The organism is Pseudomonas palmensis, from assembly GCF_049942755.1.
In the GTDB taxonomy this organism is placed as follows: Bacteria; Pseudomonadota; Gammaproteobacteria; order Pseudomonadales; family Pseudomonadaceae; genus Aquipseudomonas; species Aquipseudomonas palmensis.
Window position 1 is genome coordinate 337496 of the sequence record NZ_CP187958.1, and the last position, 16322, is coordinate 353817.

Here is a 16322-nt window from a genome sequence, read left to right on the forward strand (position 1 = left end):
AGCGGATCACGGGGTGGTGCTTAGAACCAAAAAACAGTTTGAAGTATTACTTTTCGCATTTGACAATAATTATCATTAAGAATAGCTTGTCGCACGTCGTAGGAAGCATCTCCTCGCGGAGTGCTTCGCTTCCCTCTTCGAGAACAAGGTGAAATTTCCATGGCGGAACAACTGTCCACAAGTAAGTGCGATTCACCGTTACTCCAAGCGTTCGTCGACAATCGCAGCATTCTGGTGAAAATTGCCGCCCGGATCACCGGGTGTCGCTCACGCGCCGAGGATGTCGTGCAGGACGCTTTCTTCCGGCTCAGTGCAGCCCCGCAGATCACCTCGTCGTTCAAGGCGCAGTTGAGCTACCTGTTCCAGATCGTGCGCAACCTGGCCATCGACCATTACCGCAAGCAGGCGATGGAGCTGAAGTATTCCGGCAGCGAAGAGGAAGGTCTGAATGTGGTCATCCATGGTGCCTCGCCCGAAGCCACGCACATCAATTTCGCGACGCTTGAGCACATTGCCGATGCGCTGAGCGAGCTGCCGCAGCGCACCCGCTATGCGTTCGAGATGTACCGCCTGCATGGCGTGCCGCAGAAGGACATCGCCAAGGAGCTGGGCGTGTCGCCGACCCTGGTGAACTTCATGATTCGCGATGCGCTGGTGCATTGCCGCAAGGTGTCGCTGGCGCGGGGTGAGGTGGCCTGAAGGGGCCACCCTGCGCCGCTGCTGCCCTGTAGGAGCCGGCGTTGCCGGCGATCCTCCCTCCAGGCCAGATGCCGGGTGTCCGGCAGCACGAGCGCCTTGTGCTGGTTCGCCGGCAACGCCGGCGCCTACAGGATCGGTTGCCGGCCTATACCAGCCTGCAGCGCTCGAAGAAGCGCTCGCGTCCCAGGATCATCAGCGCCGCGCGCTTGTGCGGGAAGTCGAATTCCTTCTCGCAGTGAAAGCACTGGTCGTGCATGTACCCGATCATCTTGGCATTGTCGGCCCGAGGCTCGGCCACCACGCGCTGGGTGCGCGGGTCGTCCAGGAACAGGTAGTGCACCAGCGCCGACAGCCAGCTGGCCACCTTGTGCGGCCCGCGGTGCGTCTGCTCCCCTACCAGCATGTGAATGCCGCGGTCGTAGTCGTCGGCCGCATAGAACGGTGCAATCCGGTCCTCCTTGGCCCAGTAGGCTTCGAAGTAGGCAAACGGCTGGTCGTCGAAGCAGCCGATCAGGGTCAGTGTGTGCGGGTCGGCCTCAAGCTTGCTCAGGTAGTCGCGGTGCTGTTCGAGGCTGCCGCCCTCCTGCCAGAAGCTCAGCACCCGCGGGTTGTTCTGCCAACGGTTGAAGCGCTCCAGGTCGTGGTCGATTTCCAGGGTCCGCAACGAGATCCAGGCCCCCAGCCGCGCATCGAAGCGCCGATACACTTCCCCCCGCGGCTTGGGCGCACGGCGCGGATGACGCTTGCCGGCACTGATCTGCATCTGCTGCGGGTACACGCCCGACAGCGATTCGCCCAACCACGGTTGCGGCAACTGCCAGAACAGCGTGCGTTCGCAGCGGTAGCGCCCCGCCTGTTCGTCGGCCACCAGCAGGCCGCTGGCCAGTGCCGCCTCGGGCACCTGCGCCAGATGCCAGCACAGGCGCTGACACCCCGGATCGCGGGAAAACAGCCAGTAGCACGCGGCCCACAACGCCTGCTGTGGGCGCTCGGGGCAGGTGTATTCAAGGTGCACGTTGAGGTCGTCACCGCGCTCCAGACGCAGGCGCACCAATGGCGTGTCTTCGAGCACCAGGCTCAGGTGGCAGTCGGTTTCATCGGCGCTGAGGCTGCGCCAGCGCGGCAGGGACAACGCGCAGGTTGCGGTATCGGAAGGCATGGTCTTGGGCTCACGAAGTGGAAGAGACAATCTCACTGCTGTTGACGTGAAAACCGTGGGCGAATTTAGGGCGAATGGGCCGCGCTGACACCGATCTGGTAAGGCCCGAAGATGTCCTGCAACTAACCGTTCTCGTGCAGTTGCTGCAACAGACGGGCAAAGGCCTCGCCACTGATCGGTGCCTGGGGACGCAGCAGTGCGTAATGGTGATAGGTCTGGTCGGTACGCTCGGAGGCCAGGAACTGGCCTCGGTAATCCTCGTGGCGCGCCAGAAAGTCGTACAGGTACGAACGGGTCACCAAGGCCACGTCGGCGCGGTCGCGCTGCACCATCATCAGGTTGCTGTCGTGGGAATAGGTCAGGGTGGCGCCGAATGTTTGCTGCAGGTACCTGGCGTCGGCATTGAAACCGGCGAAGGCGTAGTGATAGCCGCTGTACAACGCCAGGCGCTTGCCCTGCAGGCTGTCGAAGTAGCCCTGGCCACGGCCTTCGATATTGTGCGTGACAAAGACTTCGGCATCTTCGAGGCCGAGATCGACCTTGACGAAGTCGATGCCTTTCCAGCCCCAGTCAGGGTTTTCGAAGATCGCCATGTCGATGCGACCCTCGTTGAAGTCGCGAAAGCGTCGCGGTATGGAGGTGGGCACCAGCGTGAAATGGTAGGTGTCCTGAAGCGCGTTCAAGGCCTGGATCAACTGCGCCAGCAGGCCGCTGCCGGTATCGCGTTCGGGATTGACGGTGTACGGCGGAAAGTGCGCTGCGCCGATCCTGATCTGCTCCTGGGCACACGCCGGTGTGGTCAGCCACGCCACCGCGAGCATCGACAGGGAGAGCACGACCTGTGGCAGTGACGCTGAACTCAAGGCAACACACTCTTTACGGGTTCGCGCCTAAACTAGGCGTTTTCCTACGCTTGCACAACTGGCAGAACCATCAGGCAAATGGCCACGGGATACCGCACAGGCCACAGATTGGCTACGCTCAGGCGAGTATCTGTCAAGGAGCCTGCCATGGGCCACTGGTTGGTGATCGACCTGGAAGCTACCACCGACGAGGGTGGCTGGCCGATCGAAGACATGGAAATCATCGAGATCGGCGCCAGCCTGGTCAACCGCGAAGGCCGCGAGGTGGACCACTTCCAGCGTTTCGTCAAACCCGTGCGGCGCCCGCTGCTGACGCCCTTTTGCCGGGAGCTGACGCATATCAGCCAGGCCGATATCGACTCGGCCGCGGTGTTTGCAGAGGTGTGGAAAGCCTTCGAGCGCTGGCTGCAGCATCAGCAGGCGCACCTGCAGGGCTGGGTCAGCTGGGGCGACTACGATCGCCGCCAGCTGCTGCAGGAATGGCAGGTGCACCAGGTGCACAGCCTGCTGGCCGACGCCTGCCACCTCAACCTCAAGCAGCGCTTCGCCAAGGCCCGCCACCTGAAACGCCCGCCCGGGCTCAAGGGCGCGCTGGCCCTGGCCGGGCTGCAGTTTGTCGGGCAGCAGCACCGCGCCCTGGAAGATGCGCGCAATACCGCACGCCTGCTGCCGCTGAGCCTGCCGGCCCAGGGCGCCTGAAAGCGGATGACGCCACCGGGAGGCTTGGGCATACTGGCCAGCCCTTTTTTGCCCCTTTCAGGAGTCGCCCATGTTTAAGGTCAACGAGTACTTTGATGGCACGGTCAAGTCGATCGCCTTCACCAGCGCCGAAGGCCCGGCCACTGTCGGCGTGATGGCCCCGGGCGAGTACGAGTTCGGTACGGCCAAGCGCGAGATCATGCACGTGGTGTCCGGCGCCCTGATCGTCAAGCTGCCGGGCAGCGACAACTGGGAAACCTTTACCGCCGGCAGCCAGTTCAATGTGCCGGCCGACAGCAAGTTCCAGCTGCAGGTGAAGGTCGATACCGCCTACCTGTGCGAATACCGCGACTGATTCAAAGGCTTCGCCGGCAAGGCCGGCTCCTGCAGGGGACTGCGGTCGTTGCAGGAGCCGGCCTTGCCGGCGAAGCGGCCATCAGCGTAAAAACGCCACGATGCTGTCCGCCGCCGCCCCCAGGTGGTGCGCATGGCTGAACCCCGAGGCCTTCAGCGGCTTCAAGTCATGATCCCCTGCCACCAGCCAGCACAGCTCGATGGCTGACGACAGTGCATACCCCTCCACCGTCTCGCGATTGCCCAGCGCATCACGCTCGCCCTGCACGATCAGGGTTGGCGTCTTCAGTTCGGCCAGGTGCGCCACCCGCGGCTTCTCGGGCTTGCCCGCGGCATAGAACGGGTACCCCAGGCACACCAGCGCATCCACCCCCAGTTCGTCCGCCACCAGGCTGGCCATGCGCCCGCCCATGGACTTGCCGCCGATCACCAGTGGCCCAGCGACCAATGGTCGCACCTGGGCCACCACTTCGCGCCAGCAGTCGAGCAGGCGGGCCTGGGGGTTTGGCGGCCTTCTGCCACCATCGAGCCGGCGCTGGGCCATGTAGGGAAACTCGAAGCGCAGTACCGCCAGCCCTTGCGCGGCAAGCCTCTGCGCCATGTCGGTCATGAACGCGCTGTCCATGGGTGCGCCCGCGCCGTGGGCCAGGATCAGGCACCCCAGGGGCGACGCATCTGCCTGATTTTGCGGGGCATCGTACAACCAGCCGCGTTGTTCGACCCACTGCGCCCATTGATCCCCGTCAATACCGGCCACTTGCCCATTACTCATGCTTGCCTCGCTGTTTAGCCTGCCTATAACCGTGGATGGGAACCCATACATGAACACAACCAGCAGTACCGCCTACAACTACCAGGTGGTCCGCCAATTCGCCATTATGACGGTGGTGTGGGGAATCGTCGGGATGGGGCTCGGCGTTTTTCTCGCCGCGCAGCTCGTCTGGCCTTCACTCAACTTCGACCTCCCGTGGACCAGCTTCGGGCGCCTGCGCCCCTTGCACACCAACGCGGTGATCTTCGCCTTCGGGGGCTGTGCACTGTTCGCCGCCTCCTACTACTCGGTACAGCGTACCTGCCAGACCGTGCTGTTCTCGCCACGCCTTGCCGCCTTTACCTTCTGGGGCTGGCAACTGGTGATCGTGCTCGCGGCCGTCAGCCTGCCGCTGGGTTATACCAGCTCCAAGGAATACGCCGAACTGGAATGGCCGATCGACATCCTGATCACCATCGTCTGGGTGGCCTACGCCGTGGTGTTCTTCGGCACCCTGATGAAGCGCACCACCAAGCACATCTACGTGGGTAACTGGTTCTTCGGTGCGTTCATCATCACCGTGGCGATCCTGCATATCGTCAACAACCTGGAAATCCCGGTCAGCCTGACCAAGTCGTACTCGCTGTACGGCGGCGCCACCGACGCGATGGTGCAATGGTGGTACGGCCACAACGCCGTAGGCTTCTTCCTGACCGCAGGCTTCCTGGGCATGATGTACTACTTCGTGCCCAAGCAGGCCGAGCGCCCGGTGTACTCGTATCGCCTGTCGATCGTGCACTTCTGGGCCCTGATCACCCTGTACATCTGGGCCGGCCCGCACCACCTGCACTACACCGCCCTGCCCGACTGGGCGCAGTCGCTGGGCATGGTGATGTCGCTGATCCTGCTGGCGCCCAGCTGGGGCGGCATGATCAACGGCATGATGACCCTCTCGGGCGCCTGGCATAAGCTGCGCAGCGACCCGATCCTGCGCTTTCTGGTGGTGTCGCTGGCGTTCTACGGCATGTCGACCTTCGAAGGCCCGATGATGGCGATCAAGACCGTCAACGCCCTGTCGCACTACACCGACTGGACCATCGGCCACGTACACGCCGGCGCTCTGGGCTGGGTAGCGATGATCTCGATCGGCGCGCTGTACCACATGATCCCGAAAGTGTTCGGCCGCGAGCAGATGTACAGCCTGGGCCTGATCAACGCGCACTTCTGGCTGGCGACCATCGGCACCGTGCTGTACATCGCCTCGATGTGGGTCAACGGCATCGCCCAGGGCCTGATGTGGCGTGCAGTCAACGCCGACGGCACCCTGACCTACTCCTTCGTCGAAACCCTGGTGGCCAGCCACCCTGGCTTCATCGTGCGGTTCGTGGGCGGTGCGATCTTCCTCACCGGCATGTTCCTGATGGCCTGGAACACCTGGCGCACCGTGCGTGCCCCAGCGGGCGAGACCGCCAACGCCACTGCGCAGCTGGCCTGAGGAGAACCTGATGAAACACGAAGTAATCGAGAAGAACGTCTTCCTGCTGGTGCTGTTGATGGTGTTTGCCGTCAGCATCGGCGGCCTGACCCAGATCGTCCCGCTGTTCTTCCAGGACGTCACCAACAAGCCGGTCGAAGGCATGAAGCCCTACACCGCGCTGCAGCTGGAAGGCCGCGACATCTACATCCGTGAAGGCTGCGTACAGTGCCACTCGCAGATGATCCGTCCGTTCCGCGCCGAAACCGAACGCTACGGCCACTACTCGGTAGCCGGTGAAAGCGTGTGGGACCACCCGTTCCTGTGGGGCTCCAAGCGTACCGGGCCTGACCTGGCCCGCGTCGGCGGCCGCTACTCCGACGACTGGCACCGTGCGCACCTGTACAACCCGCGCAACGTGGTCCCCGAGTCGAAGATGCCGGCCTACCCGTGGCTGGTGGCCAACCCGGTCGACAGCAGCCATACCGAGACCAAGCTGCGCGTGATGCGCACCCTGGGCGTGCCCTACAGCGACGACGATATCACCGGCGCCGTGGCCTCGCTCAAGGGCAAGTCCGAGATGGACGCGCTGGTCGCCTACCTGCAGGTGCTCGGCACCGCGATCAAGAACAAGAGGTAAGCGCCATGGACTTCACACTGGATATCGGCCAGTTGCGCGGCCTGGGCACCCTGCTGGTAGCCATCGCCTTCATCGGCCTGGCGCTGTGGGTGTTCAGCGGCCGGCGTGACCGCGAGTTCGCCGAAGCGAGCCTGCTGCCGTTCGCCGACGACCGCCTTGTACCTGCCGCCAAAGAATCCGAATCGAGGAGTAACGGGCAATGACCACCTTCTGGAGTACGTACATCTGCGTACTGACCATCGGTAGCCTGATCGGCCTGACCTGGCTGCTGCTCAGCACCCGCAAGGGCCAGAGCAAGGGCACCACCGACCAGACCATGGGCCACAGCTTCGACGGCATCGAGGAGTACGACAACCCGCTGCCCAAGTGGTGGTTCTGGCTGTTCGTCGGCACCCTGGTGTTCTCGGTGGGCTACCTGATCCTGTACCCGGGCCTGGGCAACTGGAAAGGCATCCTGCCCGGCTACGAGAACGGCTGGACCGGCGCCAACGAGTGGCAAAAGGAAATGGACCGCGCCGACGCCAAGTTCGGGCCGATCTTCGCCAAGTTCGCCGCCATGCCGGTGGAAGAAGTGGCCAAGGACCCGCAGGCGCTGAAAATGGGCGGTCGCCTGTTCGCCTCCAACTGCTCGGTGTGCCACGGCTCGGACGCCAAGGGTGCCTACGGCTTCCCCAACCTCACCGACAATGACTGGCGCTGGGGCGGTGACCCGGAAACCATCAAGGCTTCGATCATGGGCGGTCGTCACGGCGTGATGCCGGCCTGGGCCGAAGTGATCGGCGAGCAGGGCGTGGCCGATGTGGCCGGGTTCGTGCTGACCAACCTCGATGGCCGCACCCTGCCCAAGGACGCCAAGGCCGACGTGGAAAACGGCAAGCAGCTGTTCGCCACCAACTGCGTGGCCTGCCACGGACCGGAAGGCAAAGGCACCCCGGCGATGGGCGCACCTGACCTGACCCACCCGCAGGCATTCATCTACGGTTCGAGCTATGCCCAGCTGCAGCAGACCATCCGTTACGGCCGTCAGGGCCAGATGCCGGCGCAGCAGGACATTCAGGGCAACGACAAGGTCCACCTGCTGGCGGCCTATGTCTACAGCCTGTCGCAACCGGCAGAGAACGTAACTGCCAAGTGAAACGATGATGTAACTGAGCCTTGACTCAAACCGCCGCATCGACAACGGTGCGGCGGTTCCCACCGCCCCTTGCGACCAAGTGTCGCACCCCGCCGCACACCCGCCTTGCACCCCCCCTGATCGAGACTAAGCTTGTTGCCACAGTGGCTTGAAGTCTTGCACCTGAATGCACCTTTTTGGCGCACTTTCTGTTCGCGAGCCACCACCAAAGGCTGATGGATCCCGGCCCAAGTGCGAATTGCCTGCCCTGACCACGCAGGACGATAGTGCCAAGGCAGCTTAATGCGTGCACAACGAAAGCGGAATAATGGTGCACATTATCGCCTTGCGATTGTGTACACTTCCCACCGCCAATCGGCTGGAAACGCCGTAAAATCGGCCTTCGCAAGGTGCGGCGCGATTTCCATCGCGTTGCAATAACCACACGGTTTATACATACTTGCGCCGATTTTTTAACCAACAAAAACACCCAAACCGTGGAACCTTAGAATGAGCACAGCAATCAGTCCGACTGCTTATAACTATAAGGTCGTCCGCCAGTTCGCCATCATGACGGTGGTCTGGGGGATCCTTGGCATGGGCCTCGGTGTCTTCATCGCCTCGCAACTGGTCTGGCCTCAGCTGAACCTGGACCTGCCGTGGACGAGCTTTGGACGCCTGCGCCCCCTGCACACCAACCTGGTGATCTTCGCCTTCGGTGGGTGCGCACTGTTTGCCACTTCCTACTATGTCGTGCAGCGAACCTGCCAGACGCGACTGATTTCCGACAGCCTCGCGGCCTTCACCTTCTGGGGCTGGCAAGCGGTGATCGTCGGCGCGCTGGTCACCCTGCCGCTGGGCTACACCACGACCAAGGAATACGCAGAACTGGAATGGCCTATCGCCATTTTGCTGGCCATCGTGTGGGTTACCTACGGTGCGGTGTTCTTCGGCACCATCGTCAAGCGCAAGACCAAGCACATCTATGTGGGCAACTGGTTCTACGGTGCCTTCATCGTGGTGACCGCGATGCTGCACATCGTCAACCACGCCTCGCTGCCGGTCAGCCTGTTCAAGTCGTACTCGGCCTACTCGGGCGCGACCGACGCGATGATCCAGTGGTGGTACGGCCACAACGCCGTAGGCTTCTTCCTGACCACCGGCTTCCTGGGCATGATGTACTACTTCGTACCCAAGCAGGCCGAACGCCCGATCTACTCGTATCGCCTGTCGATCGTGCACTTCTGGGCGCTGATCACCCTGTACATCTGGGCCGGCCCCCACCACCTGCACTACACCGCGCTGCCCGACTGGGCGCAGTCGCTGGGCATGGCGATGTCGATCATCCTGCTGGCCCCGAGCTGGGGCGGCATGATCAACGGCATGATGACCCTGTCGGGCGCCTGGCATAAGCTGCGCACCGACCCGATCCTGCGCTTTCTGGTGGTATCGCTGGCGTTCTACGGCATGTCGACCTTCGAAGGCCCGATGATGGCGATCAAGACCGTCAACTCGCTGTCGCACTACACCGACTGGACCATCGGCCACGTACACGCCGGCGCTCTGGGCTGGGTAGCGATGATCTCGATCGGCGCGCTGTACCACATGATTCCGAAAATCTATGGCCGCGTGCAGATGCACAGCGTGGGCCTGATCAACGCGCACTTCTGGCTGGCGACCATCGGCACCGTGCTGTACATCGCCTCGATGTGGGTCAACGGCATCACCCAGGGCCTGATGTGGCGCGCCATCAACGACGACGGCACCCTCACCTACTCCTTCGTCGAAGCGCTGCAGGCCAGCCACCCGGGCTTTATCGTGCGTGCACTGGGCGGTGCGTTCTTCGCCTCCGGCATGCTGCTGATGGCCTACAACGTTTGGCGCACCGTCCGCGCCTCGCAGCCGGCCGAAGCTGAAGCCGCCGCTCAGATCGCTGTCGTTGGAGCTCACTGATGAAGCACGAAGTAGTCGAGAAGAATATCGGCCTGCTGGCCTTCTTCATGGTCATCGCCGTGAGCATCGGCGGCCTGACCCAGATCGTCCCGCTGTTCTTCCAGGACGTCACCAACAAGCCGGTCGAGGGCATGAAGCCCCGCGTCGCGCTGGAGCTGGAAGGCCGCGACATCTACATCCGTGAAGGCTGCGTGCAGTGTCACTCGCAGATGATCCGTCCGTTCCGCGCCGAAACCGAGCGCTACGGCCACTACTCGGTAGCCGGTGAAAGCGTGTGGGACCACCCGTTCCTGTGGGGTTCCAAGCGTACCGGGCCTGACCTGGCCCGCGTCGGCGGCCGCTACTCCGACGACTGGCACCGCGCGCACCTGTACAACCCGCGCAACGTGGTGCCGGAGTCGAAGATGCCGGCCTACCCGTGGCTGGTGGAGAACACCCTCGACGGCAAGCTGACCGCCAGGAAAATGGAAGTGTTGCGTACCCTCGGCACGCCCTACACCGACGAGGACATCGCCGGTGCCCGCGACGCGGTCAAGGGCAAGACTGAAATGGACGCTCTGGTTGCCTACCTGCAAGGGCTGGGCACCATCATCAAAAGCAAACGGTGACCTTGATGGATATCGGGATGATTCGTGGCCTGGGCACCGTCGTGGTGATGGTGGCCTTCATCGGCCTGGCGTTGTGGGTATTCAGTTCTCGGCGCAAGTCCGAGTTCGACGAAGCGACCATGCTGCCCTTCGCGGATGATCCCGAAGCCAGCAAGCACGTCGAGCAAGCGCAAGCGAGCGCTTCTAGGAGTAACAAAGAATGACTACCTTCTGGAGTCTGTACGTCACCGTTCTGAGTCTGGGTACCATCTTTGCCCTGACCTGGCTGCTGCTGTCCACCCGCAAGGGCCAGCGCAGCGAAACCACCGAAGAAACCGTGGGCCACGCCTACGACGGCATCGAGGAATACGACAACCCGCTGCCCAAGTGGTGGTTCATGCTGTTCGTGGGCACCATCGTGTTCGCCCTGGGCTACCTGGTGCTGTACCCGGGCCTGGGCAACTGGAAAGGCCTGCTGCCGGGCTACCAGTACCTGGACAACGAAAACAAGGTGGCCTTTGCCAACGGCGAGTCGGGCTGGACCGGCGTGCACGAGTGGGAAAAGGAAATGGCGCGTTCCGATGCCAAGTTCGGGCCGATCTTCGCCAAATTTGCAGCGATGCCAATTGAAGAAGTGGCCAAGGACCCGCAAGCCCTGAAGATGGGTGGCCGCCTGTTCGCCTCCAACTGCTCGGTATGCCACGGCTCCGACGCCAAGGGCTCCTACGGCTTCCCCAACCTGACCGACGACGACTGGCGCTGGGGCGGCGAGCCCGAGACCATCAAGGCCACCATCATGGGCGGTCGTCACGGCGTGATGCCGGCGTGGGCCGAAGTGATCGGCGAGCAGGGCGTGGCCGATGTGGCCGGGTTCGTGCTGACCAACCTCGATGGCCGCACCCTGCCCAAGGACGCCAAGGCCGACGTGGAAAACGGCAAGAAGCTGTTCGCCGCCAACTGCGTGGCCTGCCACGGGCCGGAAGGCAAAGGCACCCCGGCGATGGGCGCGCCCAACCTGACCCATCCGCAGGCGTTCATCTACGGCTCGAGCTACGCCCAGCTGCAGCAGACCATCCGTTACGGCCGCCAGGGCCAGATGCCGGCGCAGCAGGACATTCAGGGCAACGACAAGGTCCACCTGCTGGCGGCCTATGTCTACAGCCTGTCGCACCAGCCAGAGAAAACCGCCGAAGCGCAGTGAACATGCCCCGGCTGTGAAAAGGCCCCGCCAGTGTTGCTGGCGGGGCCTTTTTATTGGCGCAGGCCCCTTCTGCCGGCTAGCCGGTCAAGGGGCCGGATCTGCCACCCACGTGACTCAGGTCAATTGACAAGCTCCACTACACTATCGCCCGCCACTAACCAACGCGACCAAAGGTCGCACTGCACCCTGTACCGCAATGACAGGCGTATCATGCGCCCTAGAGCAGCAACAACTTCTGACTGCGGTCGGCATGTACTGGCCGCGGCACTTTTCCACTGCCGTGGGACTCAATGATGAGCAAACAGATTCCAGTACATGACGTCACCCCACCTGCCAAGAAAGATGCCGGCGGCGTCGACCTCTATGCCGCACGGGAAAAGATCTACACCCGCGCCTTCACCGGCCTGTTCCGCAACCTGCGCATGGCCGGCGGGGCCCTCCTGTTCCTGCTGTACTTCGGTACCGTCTGGCTGAACTGGGGCGGGCACCAGGCCGTGTGGTGGAACCTGCCCGAGCGCAAGTTCTACATCTTCGGCACCACCATCTGGCCCCAGGACTTCATCCTGCTCTCGGGCATCCTGATCGTCGCGGCCTTCGGCCTGTTCTTCATCACCGTGTTCGCCGGGCGCGTGTGGTGCGGCTATACCTGCCCGCAAAGCGTGTGGACATGGATCTTCATGTGGTGCGAGAAGGTCACCGAAGGCGACCGCAACCAGCGCATCAAGCTCGACAAGGCGCCCATGAGTGCCAACAAGCTGGTGCGCAAGCTGGCCAAGCACAGCCTGTGGCTGAGCATCGGCTTCGTCACCGGCATGACCTTCGTCGGCTACTTCAGCCCCATTCGCGAACTGAGCATCGAATTCTTCACCGGCCAGGCCGACGGCTGGGCCTACTTCTGGGTCGGCTTCTTCACCCTGGCCACCTACGGCAACGCCGGCTGGCTGCGTGAGCAGGTGTGCATCTACATGTGCCCGTATGCGCGCTTCCAGAGCGTGATGTTCGACAAGGACACGCTGATCGTGTCGTACGACCCGCGTCGCGGCGAAACCCGCGGCCCGCGCAAGAAGGACATGGACTACAAGGCCAAGGGCCTGGGCGACTGCATCGACTGCACCATGTGCGTGCAGGTGTGCCCGACCGGCATCGACATCCGCGACGGCCTGCAGATCGAGTGCATCGGCTGCGCCGCCTGCATCGATGCCTGCGACACCATCATGGACAAGATGGAGTACCCGCGCGGGCTGATCAGCTACACCACCGAGCACAACCTGTCGGGGCAGAAGACGCACATGCTGCGCCCACGCCTGATCGGCTACTTCGTGGTGCTGCTGGTGATGATCGGCCTGCTGGCCACCGCCTTCCTCATGCGCCCGCTGGTGGGCTTCGACGTGAGCAAGGACCGCGTGCTGTACCGCGAGAACGCCCAGGGCCGCATCGAGAACGTGTACAGCCTCAAGGTGATGAACAAGGACCAGCGCGACCACGTGTACGTGCTCGATGCCTCCGGCCTGCCGGACCTCAAGCTCGAAGGCGCGCGGGAGATCCGCGTGGCGGCCGGCGATATCGTCAGCCTGCCGGTACAACTGTCGATGGCACCGGAAGATCTGCCTTCGACTGCCAACGAAGTCACCTTCACCCTCAAGGACGCCGACGACAACGGCACCCAGGTCGAAGCCAAGAGCCGTTTCATCGGCCCCAACATTCGCTAAGAGAGTAGAGACATGCCTGCAAACGCCTCCAGCCCCTGGCACCACCACCTCTGGCCGTGGATCATCATCGGCGTGCTGGCCACGTCGGTGACTTTGAGCCTGACCATGGTGACCATCGCGGTGAACAACCCGGACAACCTGGTCAACGACAACTACTACGAGGCTGGCAAGGGCATCAACCGCTCGCTGGACCGCGAGCTGCTGGGGCAGAGCCTGAAGCTCAAGGCCAGCGTGCACCTGGACGAGCTGACCGGCGAAGTGGACCTGCGCCTGAGCGGTGACAGCCAGCCGCAGACCCTGGAGCTGAACCTGATCTCGCCGACCCAGCCGGAGAAGGACCGCAAGATCATGCTGACCCGCAGCGAAAGCGAGCCCGGGCGTTACCTGGGGCAGTTGAGCGACAAGGTGGAGGGCCGGCGTTTCGTCGAGCTGCTGGGTACCGAAAAGGGCCAGGTATGGCGCCTGTTCGAAGAAGAGCAAGTGGCGCACGACACCACGCTGATGCTGGGTGACGAGGCGCTGCAAGGGGCTGAGCACCTCGAGAAATGAGTCGACTGCAATCGCGGGTCAAGCCCGCTCCCACAGGTTTTCGGTGCTCAGACACCCTGTGGGAGCGGGCTTGACCCGCGACAAGGTCACCACCCATCTGCGATAGATAACAATGACCAGCCCCACGCCTTGCTACCACTGCGCCCTGCCCGTCCCGGCCGGCAGCCACTTCACCGCCGTGGTACTCGGCGAACCCCGTGCATTCTGCTGCCCCGGCTGCCAGGCCGTGGCCGAAGCCATCGTCGCCGGCAACCTGGAAAGCTACTACCAGCACCGCAGCGAAGCCAGCGCCAACCCCGACGCGCTGCCCGTGCAACTGGTCGACGAACTGGCCCTGTACGATCGCAGCGACGTGCAGAAGCCTTTTGTGCGCCACACCGGCGAACTCGCTGAAACCACCCTGATGATCGAAGGCATCAGTTGCGCCGCCTGCGGCTGGCTGATCGAAAAGCACCTGCGCAACCTGCCGGCGGTGGCAGAGGCGCGACTGAACCTGTCCAACCATCGCCTGCAGGTGCAATGGGCCGACAGCCAGCTGCCGCTCTCGCAACTGTTGGGTGAACTGCGCCATATCGGCTACGCCGCCCACCCCTACCAGGCCGACCGCGCCGCCGAGCAGCTGGCCAGCGAGAACCGCACCGCCCTGCGCCAGCTCGGCGTGGCCGGCCTGCTGTGGTTCCAGGCCATGATGGCAACCATGGCCACCTGGCCCGAGTTCAACATCGACCTGAGCCCGGAGCTGCACACCATCCTGCGCTGGGTGGCACTGTTTCTCACCACGCCCATCGTGTTCTACAGCTGCGCGCCGTTCTTCAAGGGCGCCGCCCGCGACCTGCGCACCCGCCACCTGACCATGGACGTCTCGGTGTCGCTGGCCATCGGCCTGGCCTACTTCGCCGGGATCTGGACCGCCATCACCGGCAGCGGCGAGCTGTATTTCGATGCAGTGGGCATGTTCGCGCTGTTCCTGCTGGCCGGGCGCTACCTGGAACGCCGTGCCCGCGAGCGCACCGCCGCAGCCACCGCGCAACTGGTCAACCTGCTGCCGGCCTCGTGCCTGCGCCTGGATGCCGACGGCAACAGCCAGCGCATCCTGCTGCGCGAGCTGCAGACCGGCGACCGGGTCCTGGTACACCCGGGCGCGGTGCTGCCCGCCGACGGGCGCATCATCGACGGCCAGTCGAGCGTCGACGAATCGCTGCTGACCGGCGAGTACCTGCCGCAACCGCGCCAGCGCGGCGATGCGGTGACGGCCGGCACGCTGAACATCGAGAGCGTACTGACCGTGCAGGTGCAGGCCCTGGGCCAGGACACCCGACTGTCGGCCATCGTGCGCCTGCTCGAACGCGCCCAGTCGGAAAAACCTCGCCTGGCCGAGATCGCCGACCGTGCCTCGCAGTGGTTCCTGCTGTTCTCGCTGGTGGCCGCCGCGGCCATCGGCCTGCTGTGGTGGGAACTGGACCCCTCGCGGGCGTTCTGGATCGTGCTGGCCATGCTGGTCGCCACCTGCCCCTGCGCACTCTCGCTGGCCACCCCCACCGCGCTCACCGCGGCCACCGGCACGCTGCACAAGCTCGGCCTGCTGCTCACCCGCGGCCATGTGCTGGAGGGCCTGAACCAGATCGACACGGTGATTTTCGACAAGACCGGCACCCTCACCGAGGGGCGCCTGACATTGCGCGCCATCCGCCCGCTGGGGACGCTGGACGCCGACCAGTGCCTGACCCTCGCCGCCGCCCTCGAAAGCCGCTCCGAGCACCCGATCGCCCGCGCCTTCGGGCGCACCATCACGGTCGCCGACGACGTGCAGAGCACGCCGGGGCTGGGTCTTGAGGGGCAGGTGGAGAACCGCCGCCTGCGCATCGGCCAGGCCGACTTCGTGTGCGCCCTGAGCCACAGCGCAGTGCCGGCGATGCCCGACGAACCCGGGCAGTGGCTGCTGCTGGGCGACAGCCACGGGCCGCTGGCCTGGTTCGTGCTCGACGACCGCCTGCGCCATGACGCCGCCGACCTGCTGGCAGCCTGCCGTGCCCGCGGCTGGCAGACCCTGCTGCTGTCGGGCGACAGCTCGCCGATGGTGGCCAGCGTCGCCGCCGAGCTGCGCATCGACCAGGCCGTCGGCGGCCTGCGCCCGGACGACAAGCTGCAACGGCTCAAGGCCCTGCAGGCCAAGGGACACAAGGTGCTGATGCTGGGTGACGGGGTCAACGACGTGCCGGTGCTGGCCGCGGCGGACATCAGCATTGCCATGGGCTCGGCCACCGACCTGGCCAAGACCAGCGCCGATGCGGTGCTGTTGTCCAACCGCCTGGAGGCGCTGGTGCAGGCTTTCGGCCTGGCGCGCCGCACCCGCCGGATAATCATCGAGAACCTGCTGTGGGCTGGCCTGTACAATGGCCTCATGCTGCCGTTCGCCGCACTGGGCTGGATCACTCCGATCTGGGCGGCGGTCGGCATGTCGGTCAGTTCGCTGATCGTGGTGCTCAACGCCCTGCGCCTTACGCGCATCCGCGAGCTGCCTGCCACCGCCCCTATCGTCGACGCCGCACACCCCGCGACGGCCTGACCCG

Annotated in this window: 17 protein-coding genes; 14 read left to right on the forward strand and 3 right to left on the reverse strand. The window is 64.0% G+C overall.

Translation table 11 applies throughout. The features are described 5' to 3' along the window. Positions 1-159 precede the first annotated feature (159 nt). The gene (locus tag ACPRTJ_RS01460) at positions 160-699 is read left to right on the forward strand and encodes an RNA polymerase factor sigma-70 (RefSeq protein WP_043862395.1); all 540 of its coding nucleotides are present in this window, start codon (positions 160-162) and stop codon (positions 697-699) included. A 145-nt stretch (positions 700-844) separates the two neighbouring features. On the opposite strand, the gene ACPRTJ_RS01465 is transcribed toward ACPRTJ_RS01460, so the two are convergent. After that, the gene (locus ACPRTJ_RS01465) at positions 845-1858 is read right to left on the reverse strand and encodes a GNAT family N-acetyltransferase (protein WP_274097162.1); all 1014 of its coding nucleotides are present in this window, start codon (positions 1856-1858) and stop codon (positions 845-847) included. 122 nt (positions 1859-1980) lie between these two features. Next, the gene (locus tag ACPRTJ_RS01470) at positions 1981-2679 is read right to left on the reverse strand and encodes a substrate-binding periplasmic protein (protein WP_426429051.1); all 699 of its coding nucleotides are present in this window, start codon (positions 2677-2679) and stop codon (positions 1981-1983) included. A gap of 189 nt (positions 2680-2868) precedes the next feature. Here ACPRTJ_RS01470 and ACPRTJ_RS01475 point away from each other — a divergent pair, with 189 nt between their 5' ends. Together ACPRTJ_RS01475 and ACPRTJ_RS01480 are read left to right on the forward strand one after the other, a co-directional pair. After that, positions 2869-3420 carry an exonuclease domain-containing protein gene (locus tag ACPRTJ_RS01475; protein WP_258662436.1) on the forward strand — a complete coding sequence of 184 codons (552 nt, stop codon included), beginning with the start codon at positions 2869-2871 and terminating at the stop codon, positions 3418-3420. Positions 3421-3490: 70 nt separating this feature from the next. Then, entirely contained in the window at positions 3491-3775 is a 285-nt protein-coding gene (locus tag ACPRTJ_RS01480; protein ID WP_043862392.1) for a pyrimidine/purine nucleoside phosphorylase, read from the forward strand. An 81-nt stretch (positions 3776-3856) separates the two neighbouring features. On the opposite strand, the gene ACPRTJ_RS01485 is transcribed toward ACPRTJ_RS01480, so the two are convergent. After that, complete coding sequence (locus ACPRTJ_RS01485; RefSeq protein ID WP_043862391.1) at positions 3857-4546, reverse strand: alpha/beta fold hydrolase; 690 nt, start codon at positions 4544-4546, stop codon at positions 3857-3859. Between the two features lie 49 nt (positions 4547-4595). Between ACPRTJ_RS01485 and ccoN (ACPRTJ_RS01490) the strand changes: the two genes are divergently transcribed. The 11 genes from ccoN (ACPRTJ_RS01490) to ACPRTJ_RS01540 all read left to right on the forward strand — a co-directional run bounded on the left by ccoN (ACPRTJ_RS01490) (position 4596) and on the right by ACPRTJ_RS01540 (position 16318). After that, complete coding sequence (ccoN, locus tag ACPRTJ_RS01490) at positions 4596-6020, forward strand: cytochrome-c oxidase, cbb3-type subunit I (RefSeq protein ID WP_043862390.1); 1425 nt, start codon at positions 4596-4598, stop codon at positions 6018-6020. A gap of 10 nt (positions 6021-6030) precedes the next feature. Further along, positions 6031-6639: a cytochrome-c oxidase, cbb3-type subunit II gene (gene ccoO / locus ACPRTJ_RS01495; RefSeq protein ID WP_043862389.1), complete on the forward strand. Its 609-nt coding sequence runs from the start codon at positions 6031-6033 to the stop codon at positions 6637-6639. A 5-nt stretch (positions 6640-6644) separates the two neighbouring features. Then, on the forward strand, positions 6645-6842 hold the full coding sequence (locus ACPRTJ_RS01500) for a cbb3-type cytochrome oxidase subunit 3 (protein WP_043862388.1): 198 nt from the start codon (positions 6645-6647) through the stop codon (positions 6840-6842). Then, positions 6839-7774 (forward strand): cytochrome-c oxidase, cbb3-type subunit III, encoded by a 936-nt coding sequence (ccoP, locus tag ACPRTJ_RS01505; RefSeq protein WP_229590415.1) that lies wholly within the window; start codon positions 6839-6841, stop codon positions 7772-7774. Before ACPRTJ_RS01500 ends, ccoP (ACPRTJ_RS01505) begins: the two co-directional genes overlap by 4 nt. Positions 7775-8263: 489 nt before the next feature. Beyond that, positions 8264-9706, forward strand: coding sequence for a cytochrome-c oxidase, cbb3-type subunit I (gene ccoN / locus ACPRTJ_RS01510; protein ID WP_043862386.1), 1443 nt, complete (start codon positions 8264-8266; stop codon positions 9704-9706). After that, positions 9706-10314 carry a cytochrome-c oxidase, cbb3-type subunit II gene (gene ccoO / locus ACPRTJ_RS01515; protein ID WP_043862385.1) on the forward strand — a complete coding sequence of 203 codons (609 nt, stop codon included), beginning with the start codon at positions 9706-9708 and terminating at the stop codon, positions 10312-10314. The genes ccoN (ACPRTJ_RS01510) and ccoO (ACPRTJ_RS01515) overlap by 1 nt, the downstream gene beginning before the upstream one ends. A gap of 5 nt (positions 10315-10319) precedes the next feature. Beyond that, the gene (locus ACPRTJ_RS01520) at positions 10320-10517 is read left to right on the forward strand and encodes a CcoQ/FixQ family Cbb3-type cytochrome c oxidase assembly chaperone (protein WP_043862418.1); all 198 of its coding nucleotides are present in this window, start codon (positions 10320-10322) and stop codon (positions 10515-10517) included. Then, positions 10514-11494, forward strand: coding sequence for a cytochrome-c oxidase, cbb3-type subunit III (gene ccoP, locus ACPRTJ_RS01525; RefSeq protein WP_043862384.1), 981 nt, complete (start codon positions 10514-10516; stop codon positions 11492-11494). The genes ACPRTJ_RS01520 and ccoP (ACPRTJ_RS01525) overlap by 4 nt, the downstream gene beginning before the upstream one ends. A 293-nt stretch (positions 11495-11787) precedes the next feature. Further along, positions 11788-13203, forward strand: coding sequence for a cytochrome c oxidase accessory protein CcoG (ccoG, locus tag ACPRTJ_RS01530; RefSeq protein WP_058542067.1), 1416 nt, complete (start codon positions 11788-11790; stop codon positions 13201-13203). Between the two features lie 12 nt (positions 13204-13215). After that, positions 13216-13752 carry a FixH family protein gene (locus ACPRTJ_RS01535; RefSeq protein WP_043862382.1) on the forward strand — a complete coding sequence of 179 codons (537 nt, stop codon included), beginning with the start codon at positions 13216-13218 and terminating at the stop codon, positions 13750-13752. A 112-nt stretch (positions 13753-13864) separates the two neighbouring features. Continuing rightward, positions 13865-16318 carry a heavy metal translocating P-type ATPase gene (locus ACPRTJ_RS01540; protein ID WP_054915578.1) on the forward strand — a complete coding sequence of 818 codons (2454 nt, stop codon included), beginning with the start codon at positions 13865-13867 and terminating at the stop codon, positions 16316-16318. Positions 16319-16322: the final 4 nt, after the last annotated feature.